The sequence below is a fragment of the Nocardioides faecalis genome (assembly GCF_018388425.1).
GTDB classification, from domain to species: Bacteria; Actinomycetota; Actinomycetes; order Propionibacteriales; family Nocardioidaceae; genus Nocardioides; species Nocardioides faecalis.
The window spans coordinates 584,859-603,012 of the sequence record NZ_CP074406.1 but is presented as its reverse complement, the minus strand read 5'-3'; the positions used below and the strand labels follow the sequence as shown (position 1 = coordinate 603,012).

General features: G+C 74.0%; 20 protein-coding genes and 1 tRNA gene. 6 read left to right on the top strand and 15 right to left on the bottom strand.

Annotated features, from left to right (window positions below):
- Nucleotides 1-20 precede the first annotated feature (20 nt).
- The 4 genes from KG111_RS02750 to KG111_RS02735 are packed head-to-tail and all read right to left on the bottom strand — an operon-like array spanning nucleotide 21 to nucleotide 3,681.
- A complete protein-coding gene (locus tag KG111_RS02750) occupies nucleotides 21-542 on the bottom strand; it encodes a MogA/MoaB family molybdenum cofactor biosynthesis protein (RefSeq protein WP_372440171.1) in 522 nt (173 codons plus the stop codon).
- Nucleotides 539-1,045, bottom strand: a complete 507-nt coding sequence (moaC, locus tag KG111_RS02745; RefSeq protein ID WP_205292176.1) for a cyclic pyranopterin monophosphate synthase MoaC — start codon at nucleotides 1,043-1,045, stop codon at nucleotides 539-541. The genes KG111_RS02750 and moaC overlap by 4 nt, the downstream gene beginning before the upstream one ends.
- Complete coding sequence (locus tag KG111_RS02740) at nucleotides 1,035-2,297, bottom strand: molybdopterin molybdotransferase MoeA (protein ID WP_205292177.1); 1,263 nt, start codon at nucleotides 2,295-2,297, stop codon at nucleotides 1,035-1,037. The genes moaC and KG111_RS02740 overlap by 11 nt, the downstream gene beginning before the upstream one ends.
- Nucleotides 2,290-3,681 carry a UTP--glucose-1-phosphate uridylyltransferase gene (locus tag KG111_RS02735; protein WP_205292298.1) on the bottom strand — a complete coding sequence of 464 codons (1,392 nt, stop codon included), beginning with the start codon at nucleotides 3,679-3,681 and terminating at the stop codon, nucleotides 2,290-2,292. Before KG111_RS02735 ends, KG111_RS02740 begins: the two co-directional genes overlap by 8 nt.
- Nucleotides 3,682-3,710: 29 nt before the next feature.
- Between KG111_RS02735 and KG111_RS02730 the strand changes: the two genes are divergently transcribed.
- Nucleotides 3,711-4,307 carry a 5-formyltetrahydrofolate cyclo-ligase gene (locus tag KG111_RS02730; RefSeq protein WP_249666270.1) on the top strand — a complete coding sequence of 199 codons (597 nt, stop codon included), beginning with the start codon at nucleotides 3,711-3,713 and terminating at the stop codon, nucleotides 4,305-4,307.
- Between the two features lie 5 nt (nucleotides 4,308-4,312).
- Here the strand turns inward: KG111_RS02730 and KG111_RS02725 are convergent, their stop codons facing one another.
- Nucleotides 4,313-6,973 carry a penicillin acylase family protein gene (locus tag KG111_RS02725; RefSeq protein ID WP_205292178.1) on the bottom strand — a complete coding sequence of 887 codons (2,661 nt, stop codon included), beginning with the start codon at nucleotides 6,971-6,973 and terminating at the stop codon, nucleotides 4,313-4,315.
- An 86-nt stretch (nucleotides 6,974-7,059) separates the two neighbouring features.
- On the opposite strand from KG111_RS02725, the gene KG111_RS18530 reads away from it, so the two are divergent.
- From KG111_RS18530 to KG111_RS02710, 3 genes are all read left to right on the top strand, one after another.
- The gene (locus KG111_RS18530) at nucleotides 7,060-7,401 is read left to right on the top strand and encodes an FmdB family zinc ribbon protein (protein WP_205292179.1); all 342 of its coding nucleotides are present in this window, start codon (nucleotides 7,060-7,062) and stop codon (nucleotides 7,399-7,401) included.
- A gap of 93 nt (nucleotides 7,402-7,494) precedes the next feature.
- Nucleotides 7,495-8,145, top strand: a complete 651-nt coding sequence (locus tag KG111_RS02715; RefSeq protein WP_205292180.1) for an SAF domain-containing protein — start codon at nucleotides 7,495-7,497, stop codon at nucleotides 8,143-8,145.
- A 52-nt stretch (nucleotides 8,146-8,197) separates the two neighbouring features.
- Nucleotides 8,198-8,605 (top strand): MscL family protein, encoded by a 408-nt coding sequence (locus tag KG111_RS02710; RefSeq protein ID WP_205292181.1) that lies wholly within the window; start codon nucleotides 8,198-8,200, stop codon nucleotides 8,603-8,605.
- A gap of 48 nt (nucleotides 8,606-8,653) precedes the next feature.
- Here KG111_RS02710 and KG111_RS02705 read toward each other — a convergent pair whose 3' ends face one another.
- From KG111_RS02705 to KG111_RS02695, 3 genes are all read right to left on the bottom strand, one after another.
- Nucleotides 8,654-8,887, bottom strand: coding sequence for a hypothetical protein (locus KG111_RS02705; RefSeq protein ID WP_205292182.1), 234 nt, complete (start codon nucleotides 8,885-8,887; stop codon nucleotides 8,654-8,656).
- A gap of 13 nt (nucleotides 8,888-8,900) precedes the next feature.
- Nucleotides 8,901-10,061 (bottom strand): LCP family protein, encoded by a 1,161-nt coding sequence (locus KG111_RS02700; protein ID WP_205292183.1) that lies wholly within the window; start codon nucleotides 10,059-10,061, stop codon nucleotides 8,901-8,903.
- 423 nt (nucleotides 10,062-10,484) lie between these two features.
- Nucleotides 10,485-11,219 (bottom strand): maleate cis-trans isomerase family protein, encoded by a 735-nt coding sequence (locus KG111_RS02695; RefSeq protein ID WP_205292184.1) that lies wholly within the window; start codon nucleotides 11,217-11,219, stop codon nucleotides 10,485-10,487.
- Nucleotides 11,220-11,403: 184 nt separating this feature from the next.
- Here KG111_RS02695 and KG111_RS02690 point away from each other — a divergent pair.
- Nucleotides 11,404-11,476 (top strand) — tRNA-Arg (locus KG111_RS02690).
- 31 nt (nucleotides 11,477-11,507) lie between these two features.
- On the opposite strand, the gene arr is transcribed toward KG111_RS02690, so the two are convergent.
- From arr to KG111_RS02670, 4 genes are all read right to left on the bottom strand, one after another.
- On the bottom strand, nucleotides 11,508-11,918 hold the full coding sequence (arr, locus tag KG111_RS02685) for an NAD(+)--rifampin ADP-ribosyltransferase (RefSeq protein ID WP_205292185.1): 411 nt from the start codon (nucleotides 11,916-11,918) through the stop codon (nucleotides 11,508-11,510).
- Between the two features lie 64 nt (nucleotides 11,919-11,982).
- Entirely contained in the window at nucleotides 11,983-12,732 is a 750-nt protein-coding gene (locus KG111_RS02680; RefSeq protein WP_205292186.1) for a 4'-phosphopantetheinyl transferase family protein, read from the bottom strand.
- Nucleotides 12,733-12,858: 126 nt separating this feature from the next.
- On the bottom strand, nucleotides 12,859-15,063 hold the full coding sequence (locus KG111_RS02675) for an acyl-CoA dehydrogenase family protein (RefSeq protein ID WP_205292187.1): 2,205 nt from the start codon (nucleotides 15,061-15,063) through the stop codon (nucleotides 12,859-12,861).
- Between the two features lie 196 nt (nucleotides 15,064-15,259).
- A complete protein-coding gene (locus KG111_RS02670; RefSeq protein WP_205292188.1) occupies nucleotides 15,260-15,586 on the bottom strand; it encodes a hypothetical protein in 327 nt (108 codons plus the stop codon).
- Nucleotides 15,587-15,678: 92 nt separating this feature from the next.
- On the opposite strand from KG111_RS02670, the gene KG111_RS02665 reads away from it, so the two are divergent.
- Entirely contained in the window at nucleotides 15,679-16,149 is a 471-nt protein-coding gene (locus KG111_RS02665) for a tRNA (cytidine(34)-2'-O)-methyltransferase (protein WP_205292189.1), read from the top strand.
- A 35-nt stretch (nucleotides 16,150-16,184) separates the two neighbouring features.
- Here the strand turns inward: KG111_RS02665 and KG111_RS02660 are convergent, their stop codons facing one another.
- The 3 genes from KG111_RS02660 to KG111_RS02650 are packed head-to-tail and all read right to left on the bottom strand — an operon-like array spanning nucleotide 16,185 to nucleotide 18,144.
- Nucleotides 16,185-16,772: a GNAT family N-acetyltransferase gene (locus KG111_RS02660; RefSeq protein WP_205292190.1), complete on the bottom strand. Its 588-nt coding sequence runs from the start codon at nucleotides 16,770-16,772 to the stop codon at nucleotides 16,185-16,187.
- Nucleotides 16,773-16,831: 59 nt separating this feature from the next.
- Nucleotides 16,832-17,236: a carboxymuconolactone decarboxylase family protein gene (locus KG111_RS02655; RefSeq protein WP_205292191.1), complete on the bottom strand. Its 405-nt coding sequence runs from the start codon at nucleotides 17,234-17,236 to the stop codon at nucleotides 16,832-16,834.
- Nucleotides 17,236-18,144, bottom strand: a complete 909-nt coding sequence (locus KG111_RS02650) for an NAD(P)-dependent oxidoreductase (protein WP_205292192.1) — start codon at nucleotides 18,142-18,144, stop codon at nucleotides 17,236-17,238. The genes KG111_RS02655 and KG111_RS02650 overlap by 1 nt, the downstream gene beginning before the upstream one ends.
- Nucleotides 18,145-18,154 lie beyond the last annotated feature (10 nt).

The following is an 18,154-nucleotide window of genomic DNA, read 5'->3' as shown; positions in this document are numbered from 1 at the left end:
CTGATCCACGCGCGAGGTTCTCAATGATCGCTGCCCGCGACCTGCTCCACGGCGTGCACGAGCACCGGCGCGAGCACCGCCAGCGCGTCCTTGACCCCGCCGCGCGAGCCGGCCAGGTTCACCACCAGCGTCCGCCCCGCGACACCGGCCAGCCCGCGGGAGAGCACCGCGGTGGGCACGCCCTTGGCCACGCCGGCGGCCCGGATGGCCTCGGCGATGCCCGGCACCTCACGGTCCAGCAGCGGCCGGGTCACCTCCGGGGTGCGGTCGGCCGGCGTCAGCCCGGTGCCGCCGGTGGTGAGCACCAGCCGGGCGCCCTCGGCCACCGCCTGCGCGATCGCCTCGCCGACGGGCTCACCGTCGGGGCGCACCACGGGGTCGCCGACAGCGAAACCCAGCTCGCGCAGCGCGGTCACGATGAGCGGGCCGGTGGTGTCGTCGTACACGCCGGCGGCGGCGCGGTTGGACGCCACCACGACCACGGCCGGCAGCGGCTCGCGGCCCGCCTCTGCGTCGGCGGCGGTGCTGGCGTCGGGGCTCACCGCGACCAGTCCCCCGACTTGCCGCCGGTCTTGGTCTCCACCCGCACGTCGGTGATCACCGCCGCCTTGTCGACGGCCTTGACCATGTCGACCACCGTCAGCGCGGCCACCGAGACCGCGGTCAGGGCCTCCATCTCGACGCCGGTGCGGTCGGTGGTGCGCACGGTGGCGGTGATCTCGACGGCGTCGTCGGCGATCGCGAGGTCGACGGTGACCCCCGAGATCGCCAGCGGGTGGCACAGCGGGATCAGCGCCGGGGTCTGCTTGGCGCCCATGATGCCGGCGATCCGCGCGACCGCGAGCGCGTCGCCCTTGGGCACGCCCTCACCGCGCAGCAGCGCGACGACCTCGCCGCTGACCAGCACCCGCCCGCTCGCGCGGGCCTCACGCCGGGTGACGTCCTTGGCGGAGACGTCGACCATCCGCGCGGCGCCGCTGGCGTCGACGTGGGTCAGCCGGGGGCCGGAGGGGCTATCGGTCGGGACGTCGGGCTCATCGGGCATGCAAGTCCTCCTCGGGTCGCAGCGCGAGCACCTCCACGACGGTGCCGGCAGCAACCAGCCTGTCCGTCGGCGGTACGACGAGCAACGCCTCGGCGGCGGCCAGCAGCCGCTGCGAGTGGCCGGCGTGTCCGGGCAGGGGCACGATCCGGCCGGCGTCGTCGTAGGTGGCGGGCAGCAGGACGGTGCGGTCGCTGCCTGCGACGTCGACGCCGAGCTCGGCGGTGCGGGGCTCGCGCGGGGTGCCGGCGAGCGCGGCGATGGCCGGGACGGCGTAGAGCAGGAAGGAGGCGTAGGCGGCGATCGGCGTGCCGGGCAGCGTGATCACCGGGACGCGGCGGCCGTCGACGTCCAGGGAGCCGAACCCTTGGGGCCGACCGGGCTTCATCGCCACGCCGCCGAACCAGAACCCGGGGGCCTCGCGCAGCGCGGCCTTGACCACGTCGCGGTCCCCGGCCGAGACGCCGCCGGTGGTGACGACGAGGTCGGCGGCGCCGGCGGCGACCGCGAGCCGGTCGGCGAACGCGGCGGGCTCGTCGACGACGGGACCGAAGGCGGCGACCTCCGCGCCCGCGGCTCGGCCGGCGGCGAGCAGGGTGGCGGTGTTGCTGTCCGGCACGGCGCCGGTGACCAGCTCCGCGCCGGTGGAGATGACGGCCAGCCGGGGCCGGCGTCGTACGGCGACCCGGTCCACGCCGACCGAGGCGAGCAGGCCGAGCTGGGCCGGTCCGACCCGGGTGCCGGCGGCGATCGCGACCTCGCCGGCGGCGACGTCCTCGCCGCCGCGGCGGATGTGCCGGCCCGGGGCGGCGGTGCGCAGGATCCGGACCGGGTCGGTGTCGGTGGTCCACTCGAACGGCACGACCAGGTCGGCGCCGGCGGGGACCTGCGCCCCGGTCATGATCCGGATCGCGGAGCCGGGCGGCAGCACGGGCGCAGTGTCGCCGGCGGCGACGGTGGCGGCGACCGGCAACGCCACGAACCCCTCGTCGGCGCTCCCAGCATGCTCGGCGAGCGGGGCAGGCTCGGCGAGCGCGGCCAGGTCGACGCTGCGCACGGCGAAGCCGTCCATCGCCGAGCTGTCGAACGGCGGCACGGCGAGCTCGGCGACGACGTCGGCGGCCAGCACCCGGCCGAGCGCATCGGCCACCGCGACCTCCTCGGCACCGAGCGGCGTCAGGCCGGCCAGCACCCGGGCCCGGTGCTCCGCGACGTCGACCCCGCGCGGGTGGGCGAGGTGGGCGGGCTCAGGCATCCGAGCCGGAGAGCACCTCGCCGGGCGAGACGCGCTGGGGGCCCTTGCCGGCCAGCTCCACCGAACCGTGCACGGCGACGCCGGGACCGAAGGTCCAGTCGCCGGCGACCTTGAGCGAGGAGGCGTTCGCCAGGGACGGCGCACCCTCGGGGAAGCGCCGGTCGAACTGCCCGACCAGCTTGTAGTGGTCGGAGTCGAGGTCCACGAACGGCACCTCGGCGGCGACCTGGCGCAGCGCGAAGTCGTCGCCGATCTCGTAGACGTCCGAGCGCAGCACCAGCAGGTCGTTGGTGGTCTTCACCGGGATGAACCGGTCGCGGCCGACCTCGATCAACCGGGCCCCGTCGAACACCTCGATCGCCGCCCCCATCGCGGTCTCGATCTGCACCACCGCCGGGCTGGCGGGGTCGGCAGGGTCGACGGTCTTGTCGTTGCGGATCAGCGGCAGGCCGAGGATGCCGTCGCGCTCGTCGAGCTTCGCCTTCAGCGCGTGCAGGTCGATCCACAGGTTGTTGGTCGAGCAGTACTGGTGCCGGCCCAGGTCGGCCAGGGAGGCCGCGTCCTCCTTCGGCGTCTGCGCGATCTCGCGCAGCACGATCCGGCCGTCGGCCTTGCGCCGGGCGAAGTGACCGCCCTTGCGGTCCGAGGGCGTGCGCCGCGTCGCCTCGATCGCGAACGGCGCCCCCGAGGCGGCGAACCAGCCGGCCAGCCGCGGCTCCGGCACCGCGCCCAGGTTGTCGGAGTTGGAGACGAACAGGTAGCGGAAGCCGAGCTCGATCATGGTCTCGAGCAGCCCGCTGCCGCGCAGCGCGGTGTAGATGTCGCCGTGGCCCGGCGGGCACCACTCCAGGTCCGGGTCGGCGGGCCAGGACACCGGCGTGAGGTCGGCGGCCAGCAGCTTGGGCTCCTTGTTCTGCAGGAACTCCAGCGGCAGGCCGTCGACGGGCAGGTCCTCGTAGCGGGCCAGCGCGTGCCGGGTGTCGGCGGAGGTGCGGAACGAGTTCATGAAGATCAGCGGCACCCGGGCGCCGTACGCCTTGCGCAGGTGCAGCGCCTGGCGGGCGCTGATGTCGAGGAACGACAACCCGCGGCGCACGCACAGCAGCGACTTCGCGCGGTCCAAGCCCATCGACGTGCCGAGGCCGCCGTTGAGCTTGATCGCGACCGTCTTGGAGATCGCATCCGCGGCGACGTCGTCGGGGACCTCGACGTCGTCGAGGCTCTCCACGTCGACGGGGTCGATCGAGGACTCCGGGATCATCCCGGTCTCGCCGTGCTCGAGCAGGCGGTAGTAGTGGGCGAACGTCTCGATCGCCACCGGGTCGACGCCCTCGGCCTCCATCTTGGCCCGTGCCTTGGCGAGGCCACCGCTGCGCTCACTCAGTCCCATGCCGCCGATCGTAGGCTTGCCCTGTGAGCGCAGGTGACCCGATACCGGAATCGGTCGCCAAGGTCGCCCTGCGCGACCAGCTGCTCACCGCCCGGCGACGACGCCCGCTGAGCGAGGTCGGTGCCGCGGCGCGGGCCATCGCCGCCGTGCTCGCGGGCACCGAGGAGGTACGGCGCGCCGCCACCGTCGCCTGCTACGTCTCGGTCGGCTCCGAGCCCGGTACGACGGCCCTGCTGGACCGGCTCGCGGACGCCGGCAAGCGGGTGCTGCTGCCGGTGCTGCGGCGCGACAACGACCTGGACTGGGCGCTCTACGCGGGTCAGTCGTCGCTGGCGCCGGCCGGGCGCGGTCTGCTCGAGCCGGTGGGCCCGACCCTGGGTGTGGACGCCGTCGCCGGCGCGGACGTGGTGCTGGTGCCCGGGCTCGCGGTCTCGCGCGACGGGATGCGGCTGGGCCGCGGCGGCGGCTCCTACGACCGTGCGCTGTCCCGGGTGCCGGTGGGCACCTTCACCTGCGTGCTGCTCTACGACGACGAGGTGCTCGACGCCGTGCCTGCCGAGCCGCACGACCGGCCGGTGAGCGCGGCGGCGACGCCCGGCGGGCTGCTGCGGATGCGCTGAGCCGCTCAGTCGCTCGGCTGCAGGTCCAGCACGTCGGCGCCGGCCTTCTCCACGGCCTCCTGGGTGAACGCCCAGGGCAGGGTCTCGCCGCGCGCCCACAGGTCGGTCTGGTCGGTGTAGTGCGGGTGGAAGGCGTGTCCGGAGACGCCGGTGAGGTTGATCCAGCGGGCGGCGTCGAGGTCGTCGAGCGGCACCACCATCCGCATCGACGGCGCGGTGCGGACCTCGAAGCCGTCGCGGGCGTCCCAGCCGGTGGCGTTGACGATCGAGCTGCCGCCGGCGGCCTCCCAGCCGCCGCGGTTGAACAGCCGCTCGACGATCCCGATGCCGGACTCCCCCAGCGTCTGCGAGCGCAGCTCGAGCTCGTGCAGCGCACCCCAGCGCCACTCCTCGGCGTTCGGTGACTGCCGTGCGGTCAGCTGGTCGCGGGCGGCGATCATCGCCGCGCGCAGGATCGTGTCGCGGTCCTCGACCACGTCGGTCTCCACGTCGTCCCACCAGCCGGTATGGGCGCGGGGCAGCAGGTCGGCGACCACCCGGAACCAGCGGTCGGAGCCGTCCGGCTCGAGCACCTCGGGCAGCTCGTCGCTGAAGGTGGCGTCGAGGACCTCGCGCCACACCGCGTTGAAGTAGGCCGCCGCGGCGCTGTCCGCGTCCTGCTGCAGGTCCCAGTCGGCGAGCAGCTTCTGGCCGTCGGAGTAGTAGCCGCCGGGCAGGTCGATCTCGAGCAGGTAGGGCACCAGCGCCTGCGCGACGGCACTGAAGGAGTCGAGCTGGATCCGGCTCATCGCGGCGACGTCGAGCTTCTCCTCGGCGCGCAGCAGGTCGTTGATCCGCGTGGAGCGGTAGCCCTGGTCCCAGTCGTCGGTGAGGAACGGCGGGTAGCGGCGCGGGTCGATCACGGCCTGGTTGGCGGTGGCGATGATGCCCGAGTCGGGGTCGAGCAGCCGGGGCAGCGCGTCGTACGGCACGGTCGTGCCGGTCCACACGGCGTCCGGGCGCCAGCCGGGCGCCGGGGTGCGTCCGTCGTTCGCGGGGCCGCGGACCGGGACCACGCCGGTGGCCTGGTAGCCGATGTGGCCCTCGGTGTCGGCGTAGAGGATGTTCTGGCCCGGGGCGGCGAAGTCGCGCAGCGCCTCGTGGAACTCGTCGAAGTCCTCGGCGGCGTTGAGGGCGAGCAGGGCGTCGGCGGTCGGGCGCGGTTCCAGCGCGGTCCAGGCCAGGGAGACGCCGGCCCCCTCGGTGCCGGAGGCGGCGGCGACGCCGTCGACCTGGTCCACCAGGCCGTCGGCGCTCAGCTCGACCTCGGAGGAGGTCTGGGCGAGGCGGGACAGGTCGCTGAGCAGCGGGCCGTTGCGGGTGGAGCGGACGGTGAGCTCGACGGGGTCGGCGTCGCGGACCTCGATGGTCTCGGTGCGCAGGGTGAGCGGGATGCGGCGTCCGTCGTACTCGTAGCTGTTGCCCGAGATCCGCTCCACGAACAGGTCGGTGACATCGGGCCCGAGGTTGGTGAAACCCCAGGCGATGTGCGCGTTGTGGCCGATGACGACGCCCGGCACGCCGGAGAACCCGAAGCCGGACACGTCGAGCGGGCAGGCCGAGCTGACGGTCCGGCAGTGCAGGCCGACCTGGGTCCACACGCCCGGCAGCGAGGTGCCCAGGTGCGGGTCGTTGGCCAGGATCGGTGCGCCGGTGGTGGTGTGGGAGCCGTCGACCACCCAGGCGTTGCTGCCGAGGCCGTCGCCCTTGCCCAGCAGCGGCCCCATGCCGTCGAGGACCTCGGCGACTTGCGCCAGCGCCTGGACCGCACCGGCGCCGCCGGGCACCGGACGGCTCAGGGCGCGGCCGTGTGCGTCGGCGCCCTGGTCGAACTTGCCGCGGACGACAGCCCCCTGCTCCACGACCGGCGGGTGCTCGGCGTAGGGGTAGTCGGGGTAGAGCTCGGAGACGGCCTTGTCGCCGACGGTGGCGGCGGTGAGCGCCCGGCCGATCTCCTCGTCGAGGTTGCCGCGCAGGTCCCACGCCATGGCCTTGAGCCAGGCGATGGAGTCCACGGCGCTCCACCGCTCGGGCGTGTAGGCCACCCCGGTCAGGCCGAGCAGCGAGTACTCCAGGGCGAGCTCGGAGGGCGAGCGCTGCTTGAGGTAGGCGTTGACCCCCTCGGCGTAGGCGTCCAGGGCGCCGCGGGTAGCGGGCTGCAGCATGGTGAGCTCGCGGCTGGCCACCTCGCGCCAGCCCAGCGTGCGCACCACGAGGTCGCTCTCCAGCGCGCCGGCGCCGAACAGCTCGGCGAGCCGGCCGGCGGTGGCGTGACGCCGTACGTCCATCTCGAAGAACCGGTCCTGGGCGTGCACGAAGCCCTGGGCCAGCATCAGGTCGTGCATGGAGTCGGCGTAGATGTGCGGCACGCCGGCGCCGTCGCGCACGACCTGCACCGGGCCGTCGAGGCCGGCGACCTGGAGCTCGCCGCTGGTCTGCGGCCACGGCTTGCGCACGACCACCCACGCGGTGGTCGCACCGGCCACCAGGACGATGACCAGGACGACCGCGATGCCGGTCAACCAGCGGCCGCTGCGGGACCAGCCGAGCCGCGCCGGCAGGCGCGCCGGAGCGGGGTGAGACGGCGGGGTCTTCTGGGCGGAGTCGCCAGCGTCCTGCTCATGCATGGTGGCGCCATTGTGCCGCCTGTGCCACGTGTGACATAGCATTGGCACTCGCCAGTCGAGAGTGCCAACACGCGGAGAGTCCATCGATGCCGACCTACCAGTACCTCTGCACCGCCTGCGGCCACGCCTTCGAGCAGGTGCAGAGCTTCAGCGACGACGCGCTGACCGTCTGCCCCGAGTGCGACGGGCGCCTGCGCAAGGTGTTCAACTCCGTCGGAGTCGTGTTCAAGGGCTCGGGCTTCTACAAGACCGACAGCCGCTCCTCCTCCAGCGCCACCACGCCGGCCGCCTCTGCGACCTCCTCCGACTCCGGCTCGTCGAGCTCGTCTGACTCGGCCAGCTCGGCCAGCTCGGCCGGCTCGTCGTCCGCCGGCTCGTCGAGCTCCTCGAGCAGCACCGGCTCGAGCAGCGCCGCGACTCCGGCCTGACCCACCCCTCTCCCGGGCGCCCTTGCCCGGGGCCACCGGCGGCCCTGTGGAGGACGCCGGCAGGGGCGTCGCGACCCGCCTAGCGTCGCGGGCATGGATGCTCGCGACCGCCCGGACCTGCGTCATCGCCTCGCCGACGCCCTCACGGCCGTACGACGACGGGTGCTGCGCCGACGGCGGCTGATCGCGGTCGCGCTGCTGGGCGTGGCCGTGGCGGCCTCGCTGCGGGCGCTGGCGCCGCCGGCACCGGCCACGACCGCCCTGCTCGTCGCGGCGCACGACCTGCCGGCCGGGGCAGTGCTCGGCGAGGGCGACCTCGTCGCGCGCGGTGTGCCGCCGGACGTCGTACCGCAGGGGGCGGTGGCCCACCCGCACGGCCGGGTGCTGGCCGCACCGCTGCGCGCGGGCGAGGCGGTCACCGACGTCCGGCTCCTCGGCGCCGGGCTGGCCCGAGTGGCGCAGGCGGGCACGCGGGCGGTGCCGGTGCGGCTCTCCGACGCCGCGCAGGCCGCCCTGCTGCAGGTCGGGGACCGCATCGACCTGCTCGGCACCGATCCGACGTCGGGCAGCACGCAGGTACTGGCCCGGGCGAGCACCGTGCTCGCGGTGCCACCCCGCGAGACGAGCGGCGACGGAGGGCTGGCCGGGCGGCTCGTGGTCCTCGCCCTGCGTGCGGTCGACGTCGCGGCGGTGACGGCGGCCTCGGTGCGCTCGTACGTGACTTACGCCTGGGCGCGCGACTAGTTTCGATTTTTACCGGTGCGCTCGCGCACGTGTCCCGGATCGAGGAGACCACATGTCCGGATTCAAGAACTTCCTGTTGAAGGGAAACCTGATCGAGCTGGCGGTCGCCTTCATCACCGCCACCGCGTTCGCCGCGGTCGTGACCACCTTCACCGAGACCCTGATGGGGTTCATCGGCAAGATCTTCGACCAGCCCGACTTCGGCGACGCCGAGATCTCCGACGTCAACGTCGGGCACTTCATCAACGCGCTGATCGCGTTCATCATCCTGTCCGCGATCGTCTACTTCCTGATCGTGGTGCCCTACACCGCGGCGAAGGAGCGGTTCTTCCCGGCCGAGGCCAACGGCCCCACCGAGACCGAGCTGCTCATCGAGATCCGCGACGTGCTCGTCGCCCAGAACGGCGGCGCGCCGGGTGCGCCGCAGGGCCCGGGTCCGGCGGTGCCCCCGCCGGTCTGATCCGGCCGAGCTGACGGTCGGCTGATCACAGCGACGCCTGGTGCCGTCTCACCCTCCGTGGTGGGGCGGCACCTGCGACTTCAGCCAGCGCTCGGAGGCGGACTCCTTCGCGCGTGCCGCGCTGCGCTCACCGGGGTCGATCTCGTCGCTGGTGACGCTGGGCTCGACGTCGCCGAAGATCTCCGCGAGGCGCCGGCGACGCTTCCACTCCGGCTCGGGTCGGGCCGCCTCCTGCGGTGCCGCCTGCGGTGCCTGCTGCGACGACTCGTCAGGACCAGTCATCGGTGCGCTCCCCTCAGGTGCAGAGGCCGGCGGCGGCGCGGCCGTCGACGCTCAGGCCCTGGCCGGACTCGTCGGTCGGGCTCGCCCCGTCGCTGGGCGAGACCGGCGAGCTCGGGGTGTCCGTGGGGCTGCCGCTGGGGTCGGCGGGCCCGGTGGCCGGCGGCTTCGAGCCGTCGGGCTTGTCGGCGGCGCTGAGGGCGTCCTTGAGGAACTCCGAGGTCAGCGGCTTGTCCTCGACGACCAGGCTCCACAGCTTCTCGACGTCGGGCGTCCACTCCACGCCACCGGACACCTTGGTGGTACCGCCCCACGGGGTGGTGACGAACCTGATGTTCTCGGCGCCGACGCCGCGGGCGGTGACGGCGAGGTCCGCCATCTCGGCGATGTTCTTGAAGTCGGTCTTCAGCGAGGAGGAGAAGGCGTTCATGAAGCTGACCAGCCGGTCCGGGCGGGCCAGCATGCCGGCGGTGAGCGCCTTGTTGATCATCGACCCGATGAACGCCTGCTGACGCCGCGTGCGCTGGGTGTCGGTGCCGTCGCCGACGCGGTAGCGGACGCGGAAGTACGTCAGCGCCTCGTCGCCCTTGACCTCCCGGGTGCCGGCCTTGAGGTAGATCTTGCGGACCTCGTCGTTGATGTCTTCGGGGATGCAGACCTCGACACCGTCGAGGGCGTTGACCATGTCCTTGAACCCGTTGAAGTCCACGACGACGTACTTGTCGACCCGCACGCCGCTGATCTGCTCGAACTGCTGGACGGTGCACGCCGGTCCGCCGACGGCGAAGGCGACGTTCCACTTGACGTAGGTCTCGCCGCTGCCGGCGATCTCGCTGCCGTCCTTGTGGTAGCAGGTGGGCCGCTGCACGGCGGTGTCGCGCGGGATGGAGATGCCGTAGGCGAACTCGCGGTTCGCGGAGAGGTGGAACAGGATCGTGGTGTCGGACAGGCCGCCGCCGGTCTCGCCGTCGATGCCGTTGCCCTTGCCGGCCCGGCTGTCGGAGCCCATCACCAGGATGTTCATCGGCTCCTGGGGGCCCTCGACGACCTTCTCGGGGCGGTTCTTCACCTGGCCGGCGATGCCGACCTGGTCGAGGTTGCCGTTCCAGTTGTTGTAGACCAGCACCACGCCGACGCCGGTGGCCAGCGCCAGGGCGAGCAGGGTGCTGGTGATCACCCGGAAGACGGTCTTGCCGGGCTGCGGTGCCTTGCGGCGACCGCCCCGGCCTCGGCCCCGGGCGAGGCCCGAACGACGCGCGGCACGCGATGTGGGGACGCGGCGGGCCCTGCCACCGGGGCGGGTCGGTTGACCCGGCGTTCCGGGAGGTACGTCCTGCGTCATGTGATTCACCTGGTCGTGCGGCCGCCGCGGCGGGACTCTGCATGGTCGGAGTGCGCTGCCGAGTCAGCGGCCCTCGGCGCTTCGCTGCGCCACGCCCACCGTAGGTCACCGGCAGTGACTCCGGTGGTCGCCCAACCATTGTCGCCCCGGATCGCGAGCATCCCGAATCGCCCCCGATCCCCCGGCCGCACTGCGGGCCGGGTCACATGCGGCCCCGGACTCCGCCCAGCAGCGGCCCAGGACTCGCCCAGCAGGGGCTCAGTGCTCGCGCAGCAGCACCCCGGAGCCGGTGACGCGGTCGCCGATGCCGTGCTCGCGCAGCGCGTGCCACAGGGTGGCGGCGTTGATCGCCACGACCGGCTTGCCGAGCTCGTTCTCGAGCCGCTCGGCGAGCCCGACGAAGGACAGGTTGGTGCCGACCTGCACGATCGCCTCGACGTCGGGGCCGTCGATCTCGGCCACCACCTCGCGCAGCCGCTGCTCGCCAACCCGGGCGATGTCGAGCGCCGTGGCGCAGCGCAGACCGGTCACGGCGGCGACGTCGAACCCCGCCTCGGTGAAGAAGCGGCCCACCTCGCGGTCCGCGACGGGCTGGTACGGCGAGAAGACCGCGATGCGTCGTACGCCGAGGGCCCTCAGGGCCGCGCGGCACGAGCTCGCGCCGGTGGTGACCGGCAGCCCGGTGCGCTCGACCAGGCGACGTTCGAAGGCGGCGTTGCCCTCCACCCCGCCCCAGAAGGTCTCGGCCGACATGCCCATGACCATCCGGTCCGGCTCGGCGGTGAGCACGTCGCGCACGGCGGTGTCGATCGAGGCGCGGATCTGGCCGAGGAGCTCGACGAACCCGTCGTCGCCGCTCATGTTCGGGTTCGGGATGTGCATGGAGCCGGCCCGGAAGGCGACACCGTCGATGCCGGCACGCCAGTAGTCGTGCTCCACCACCGTGTTGGTGCTGGGCACGATCACCCCGAACACCGCACGGGGTCCCACCACGTTCCTGCCGCTCTCGCTGCGGCTCTGGCTGGTGCTCTGGTTGCTGCCGACTGCGCCCACTGTCCGCTCTCCCTCCCCCGATGCCGTGTCGGCGGCATCGTCGCAGCAGGGCCGAACTGCCCGCCGCGCCGGGTGGCGGCTGGGGCATACTTGCGCCCGGACCGGGCGCCCGCGCCCGTCCGCCGCCCCAGTAGCTCAGTGGATAGAGCAGCCGCCTCCTAAGCGAAAGGTCGCCAGTTCGACTCTGGCCTGGGGCACCCCGCGACACCCTGAGGCACGCCAAGGCGATCAGTTGATGATCTCGCCGCGCTCGGACCGGCTCAGCTCGGCGATCCGCTCCCGCCACGTCTGCAGGGCCTCCGCAGACAGCCGCGGCCAGTCCTGCACCTCCGCGACGACCCGCAGCGGCGCGGTGCTGCGGTAGGAGCGGGTCGGGTTGCCGGGGAACTTCTTGTCGGTGACGTTGGGGTCGTCCTCGAAGTCCCCGGTCGGCTCGACGCGGTAGACGCGCGGCGCCCCGTCGCCGGCGGCGAGCTCGGCAGCCAGGCCCGCGCCGTCGATGACCGCGGTGAAGTAGACGTGGTTCATCACCACCTCCGGCCGGTAGTTCGACCGGTACCCCGCGCTGAGCAGGTCGCCGACCGAGAGGTCGGCCTTCGTGCCGTGGAAGAACGGCCCCTCGTCGAGCACGTGCGCCATGGCCGCAGCCTAGGCCGCCGGTCGGGTCCCTGGGCCGGTTTCTGGCCGGGCTGTCAGGCGGGGCTCAGGCGCGCACGGCGATCGCGGCGCCGTACCCCTCGGGGACGACGACGTCGCGCAGGCGCCACTCCCCCAGCGTGCGGCCGGGGGCGGCGTCGGTGCCGAGGTAGTCCAGGTGCGGGTCGCGGCCCAGCCCGATGCCGATGCCCTTGAGGTAGGCCTCGGTGCGCGACCAGGCGCGGGTGAACCGCACCGAGGCGCGGCCACCGTCGAGCGTGCCCTGCGCGGCGGCCTCGATCTCCTCGGTCTCGCGCGGGTGCAGCAGCTTCGCCAGGCCGGTGGGGTCCTCGGGGTGACGCTCCACGTCCACCCCGACCGGCACGTCCGCCACGGCGACCAGCACCTGGCCGGGCGTGTGGGAGAGCGAGAACTCCACGGCCGCGCCCTCCGCGCGGGGCCGGCCGTGCGGCTCGCCGCACCCGGGGCAGGGGTGACGGCCCCAGACCACCTTCTCCGGCGACGTACCGGTGGCGGCCCCGAGGACCAGGCGGGCGCTGGCGTGCGCGACCTCGTAGGCGCGCCGCAGCTCGGCCCGGACCCGGGAGGAGGCCTGCGCCTGCTCCACCGCGTCGAGCCAGCCGCGGCCGACCTCCAGGTCATCGTCGCTGAGCGCGTCGGTGTCCACCAGCCACACCCCCAGCCCGGCCCCCGCCTCGGCACGGGGGTGCGGCTCCGAGAGGAGCGAATCGAGGACGAACGGGTCGACCGGGACCACGGAATGGTCGGGTACGGCTTCGGATGTGTCGCGGCTCATGTCGCCGTCGAGGTTAACAAGATGCGGAGCGCTCGGGGCGGGGTCCCGAGAACCCGGCACCCGAGTGCCGGGGTGTACAGGAGGTGGGTCCTGCCGCTGCCCTGCCGGTGCCCTCCCGCTGCCTTCTCACCTCACCAGCGGGTCCCTGGGCAGGCCGAGGATCCGTTCGCCGATCTGGTTGCGCTTGATCTCCGAGGTGCCGCCCGCGATCGCCAGCGCCCGGTGCATCAACAGCATGGTGCCGCCGATCAGGCCGTCGTCGGTGAGGAACGCGCCGTCCGGGCCGGTGACCTCGGTGAGGATCGCGGCGGCCTCGTGGCCGAGCTCGGAGAGCATCAGCTTGGTGATCGCACCCTCCGGGCCGGGCTCGCCGCCGGCGACCGCACGGAACGTGCTGCGCACGTTGAGCTGACGCAGCCCCTGGGCGAGCGCGACGTAGCGGCCCAGGCGGGTCTCGCCCCCGACCAGCCGCTCGGGGTGCTTGCGGTGCAGGTCGACCAGCAGCGCCGCGGGCATGGCGAGGGAGTCGATGCCGCCGCCGATGCTGACGCTCTCGTTGCCGAGGGTGGCCCGGGCGACGTTCCAGCCGTCGTGCACCTCCCCGACCACGTCAGCGTGCGGCACGAGCACGTCGTCGAAGAAGACCTCGTTGAAGTCGGCGCCGCCGTTGGCCTGGCGCAGCGGGCGCACCGTCACCCCGGGCGCCTGCATGTCGATCACCATCGTGGTGATGCCGGCGTGCTTGGTGGCCTCGGGGTCGGTGCGCACCGTGGCCAGGCCGTAGCGGGCCTTGTGCGCGCCGGTGGTCCACACCTTCTGCCCGTTGACCACCCAGCCCTCGGCGGTGCGCACACCCCGGGTGCGCACGGCGGCCGCGTCCGACCCGGCGCCGGGCTCGGAGAACAGCTGGCACCAGACGACCTCCTGGCGCAGCGCCGGCGGCACCCACCGCTCGACCTGCTCGGGCGTGCCCTTCTGGATCAGCGTGAGCAGCACCCAGCCGGTGATCGAGTAGTCGGGCCGCTTGATCCCGGCGGCGGCGAGCTCCTCGGCGACGACCAGCTGCTCGATGGCGCCGGCGTCGCGACCGAACGGCGCGGGCCAGTGCGGGACGACGTACCCGGTGCGGATCAGGGCCTCCAGCCGCCCGGCGTCGTCGAGGTCGGCGAGGCCGGCGGCGAAGGCCCGGACCTCCTCGCGGATCGGCTCGGCGCTGGCGGGCAGCTCGACCTTGCCCTGGCGGGTGAGGCCGGCCGCGCTCAGTCCTGCCAGCTCGGCGGCCGCGGCGTCGGGGCGCAGCTGGACGGCGAGCGCACCGGCACGGCGCACGTAGAGGTGGGCGTCGTGCTCCCAGGTGATCGCGATGCCGCCGTGCACCTGCGTGTTGAGGCTGGTGCAGCGCTGGGCGGCGTCCGCGGCGAGCACCGCGGCGGTGGCGGCGGCGAACCCGCGCTCGGCCGGCACGTCGGTCGCGCGGGCGGCGTCCCAGACCGCGGCCGTGGCCAGCTGGGTGAGACTGACCATGTCCGCGCAGTGGTGCTTGACGGCCTGGAACATGCCGATCACCCGGCCGAACTGCTCGCGCTGCTTGGCGTACGACGCCGCGGCGTCGGTCACCGCACCGGCGACGCCGAGCGCCTCGGCGGCGAGCACGGTGCGGGCGAGGTCGACGAGCAGCGCGGCGCCGCCGGGCACCAGCCGGGCCTGCTCGCCGAGCGGGACGTCGACCAGCCGCACCCGCGCGCTGCGCCGGGTGGGGTCCAGGTTCGCCGGCACCGTGACCTCCACCCCGGGCCCGCCCGTGCCGCGCTCGCTGATGCGCAGGACCAGCACGTCGTCGCCGACGGGCAGCAGCAGCACGTCGGCGAGCCCGCCGCCGAGGACCGGGCCGGCGTCGCCGCTCACCGTGCCTTCCGCGCCACCGTCCACGCTGAGCCCATCGGGTGCGGCGATGCCGACCCCCGCGACCAGCGAGCCGTCGAGGAGTCCGGGCAGCAGCACCGTGCGCAGCTCGTCGGCCTCGGCGCCCTCGGCCCGGTCCAGGAACGCGCTGGCCACGACGGTCGGCACGAACGGGCCCGGTGCCAGGACGCGGCCGAGCTGCTCCACGAGGACGACCAGGTCGGCGAGGGTTCCGCCGGCGCCGCCCGCCTCCTCGGCGACGTGCAGGCCGAGGAAGCCGAGGTCGGCGACCTCCTTCCACCACGACGGCAGCTGCTCGGCGTCGGCCTCCAGCAGGTCGCGTGCCTCGGCCAGCGCGCCGCGCCGGTCCAGCAGGTCGGCGGCGGTGCGGGCCAGCTCGCGGTGCTCGTCGGTGATCGCCAGGGTCATTCCGGTCTCCCAGGGGCTCGCCGCGGGCACCGTCGCCCGCGGTCCGGTCCGGCGCGACGAGCGGCACCCGCCGCCGGGTGCGCCCGACCCTGCCACCACGGTGCCCCACCGCGGCGGTGACGCACCGGGGCGCGCCGGGTGAGTCGGCGGTCAGTCGCCTGGTGAGTCGGCGGTCAGTCGCCGGGTGAGTCGGCGTTCAGTCGCCGGGTGAGTCGGCCGGCGGGACGCCGAGGTCGAGGCGGCCGAAGTAGACGGCCAGCCCCGCACCCGAGAGCACCCCGCTGGCCAGCAGCGCCGCGCGTTCGGGGGTCGAGCCGTCGTACCCGCGGAGCAGGGCGGCGCCGAGGGCCGCGTTCGTCGCGCTCCACGCCAGGTTGGTCCCCGGCTGCGAGAGCCCGCGGCCGGGCGGGTCGGCGAACGGGGTCGGGAACGGCCGGCGGATCAGCGCGGCCACCCCGTGCGGGACGGCGTTGGCGAGGAGGGCTCCCGCTGCCGCGCGGGCCAGGGTGCTTCGGACGGGCATGGTGCTCCTCGCGGGCGACGACGGCGACCGTCCCAGCCTCACACATGCACCTCGGGCCCGCCTCTCCTCCGGCCGGGCGGGATGATGGCGGCGTGTTCCACGTGATGTTCCTCGAGCCCCGCATCCCGCCCAACACCGGCAACGCGATCCGGATGGTGGCGGGCACCGGGGCCACGCTGCACCTGGTGGAGCCGTTGGGCTTCGACCTGTCCGAGGCGAAGCTGAAGCGCGCGGGGCTCGACTACCACGACCTGGCCTCCGTCGTCGTGCACCCCGACCTCGACACCGCCCTGGCCAGCGACGACCTCGCCCAGTCGCGGGTGTTCGCCTTCACGGCCCACGCCACGACCTGGCACACGGCGGTCGAGTACGTCGCCGGCGACGTGCTCCTCTTCGGGCCCGAGCCCACCGGGCTGCCCCAGCAGGCGCTGGAGCACCCCCGGGTCGTCGACCGGGTGCGGATCCCGACCGTGCCCGGGCACCGCTCCATGAACCTGTCGAACTCCGCCGCGGTGGCCACCTACGAGGCCTGGCGCCAGCACGGCTTCCCCGGCGGGCGCTGAGCGCCGCGCGGCTACCGAGGCCGCTACCGAGGTAGCTACCGAGGCGGGGCGGGCTCGTCGGTCAGGTCGCGCTCCAGCTCCAGGTGCACGGCGCCGCCCAGGTGGGCCTGCGCACCGGTCTCCACGTAACCGAGCCTGCGGTAGGCGGCCTGGGCCCGCGCGTTGTGCTCGTGCACGTGCAGCCGCACCCGCTCCAGCCCGAGGTCGCGCACCCACTCCTGTGCCGCATCGAGCAGCGCCCCGATCGCCGCACCGCCGCGGTGCTCGGGCGGCACGTAGACCCCCACCATCGCCGCGCTCGGCGACGGACTGGTCTCGCCGACGTAGTCTCGCTCGCCGGCCGAGGTGACCAGGACGGTCACCGTCCCCGCCAGCTCGTCGGCGAGCTCACCGGCCAGCTCGTCGGGCCCGCCGGTCGGCGCGAGGGCGACGAACTGCGCCACCGTCGTGCCGGCGGCACTCGAGCGGGCACGCTCCTGCCAGAACGCCGCCGGGCGCGCCTCGGCCGCCGCCACGGTGTCCAGGAACGCGAGGTGGGCGACCGGGTCGCGCAACGCCGCCAGGCGCAGCTCGCGGAGCGCGGCCCACTCCTCGGCGCGCACCCGGCGTACGTCGTACCTCACCGGGACATCCTCACCCACCGTCCTCGCCCGGCCATCCCCGATGCGGGCGGTCGGCGCGGTCAGGAGCCCGCGTCGCGGGCCTTGCGTGCCGCGTCGCGGGCGGCCTTGGCAACCGTCTCCTCGACGATGGAGTTGAGCCGGGCACCGTTGGGCCAGCCGGCGTAGTGGCTGAGGAAGACCACGATCTCCTTCAGCGCCGCCTCGTCCAGCTCGCCGGCGGCGTACGCGGCCGGGACCTGGATTCCCAGCACGTCGGCGGCGCCCTGCCCGGTGAGCATCCCGATCAGCAGCAGCCGGCGGTCGCGGTCGCTGAGGCCGGGGCGCTGCCAGATGTCGGCGAAGAGGTGGTCGGCGGTGTAGCGGAAGAAGTCGCCGGTGCCATCAGACATGTCGAAGCCGTAGACCTCCTCCATCTTCTCCAGGCCGCGGCGGCGGGCCGCGGGGAGGTCGTCGAACTTGCCCATCACTTCTCTCCTTCCTTCTCTGCTTTGGTGCGTCCGGACGCAGGCGCCGGGACGGATGTCGTGGGCAGGCCCAGCCCTGGGCCCAGCCGTTCGATGGCCAGCTCGGCGAGCGGTACGTCGACCCCGAGCTCGTGGGCGAGGTCGATGGCGAAGCCGAGGTCCTTGACGCCCAGCGAGGTGACGTTGGTGAACACCCCGTGCCAGAAGTCGTCGGGCGCGAGCTCGGCCGTCGTCTCCCGGTGCATGATCGCGCCGGGCCCGCCGGTGACGGCGTCGGTGTGCCGGACCACGTCGCCGAGGTCCTTCAGCGACAGCCCGGCCGCCTCGGCGAGACGCTGCGCCTCGGTCGCGGCGGTGAACGCGATGAAGTGCATCATGTTGCGGGCCAGCTTGAACCGGGTGCCGGCGCCGATCGGTCCGGCGTGGACGACCTTGCTGCCCAGCGCCCGCAGCACGGGCTCGGCGGCAGCGTAGGCGTCCGGCTCGCCGCCCACCATCAGCGCCAGGGTGCCGTCGGCGGCACCCATCGCCCCACCGGAGACCGGGGCGTCGAGCACCCGCACGCCGTGCGCGGCCGCGGCCTCGGCGAGCGCGGGCGGCGTGCCCGGCGCGACGGTGGAGTGGATGACGACGACCGCGCCCGGCCGGGCGACGCCGAGCACCTCGTCCAGCACCGCACGCACCTGGTCGTCGTCGCGCACCATCACGCACACCACGTCGGCGGTCTGCGCGAGCGCGGCGACGCTCGGCGCGACCTGCGCCCCGGCGCGCTGCGCCTCGGCGAGCGGGTCGGGCGCGACGTCGTACACCCACAGCTCGAGGTTCGCGGCCTGTTGCTGCCCGGCCAGGCGCAACGCCATCGGCTTGCCGATGTTGCCCAGCCCCACGAACCCGACGACCGTGCTCATCGCGTCCCCC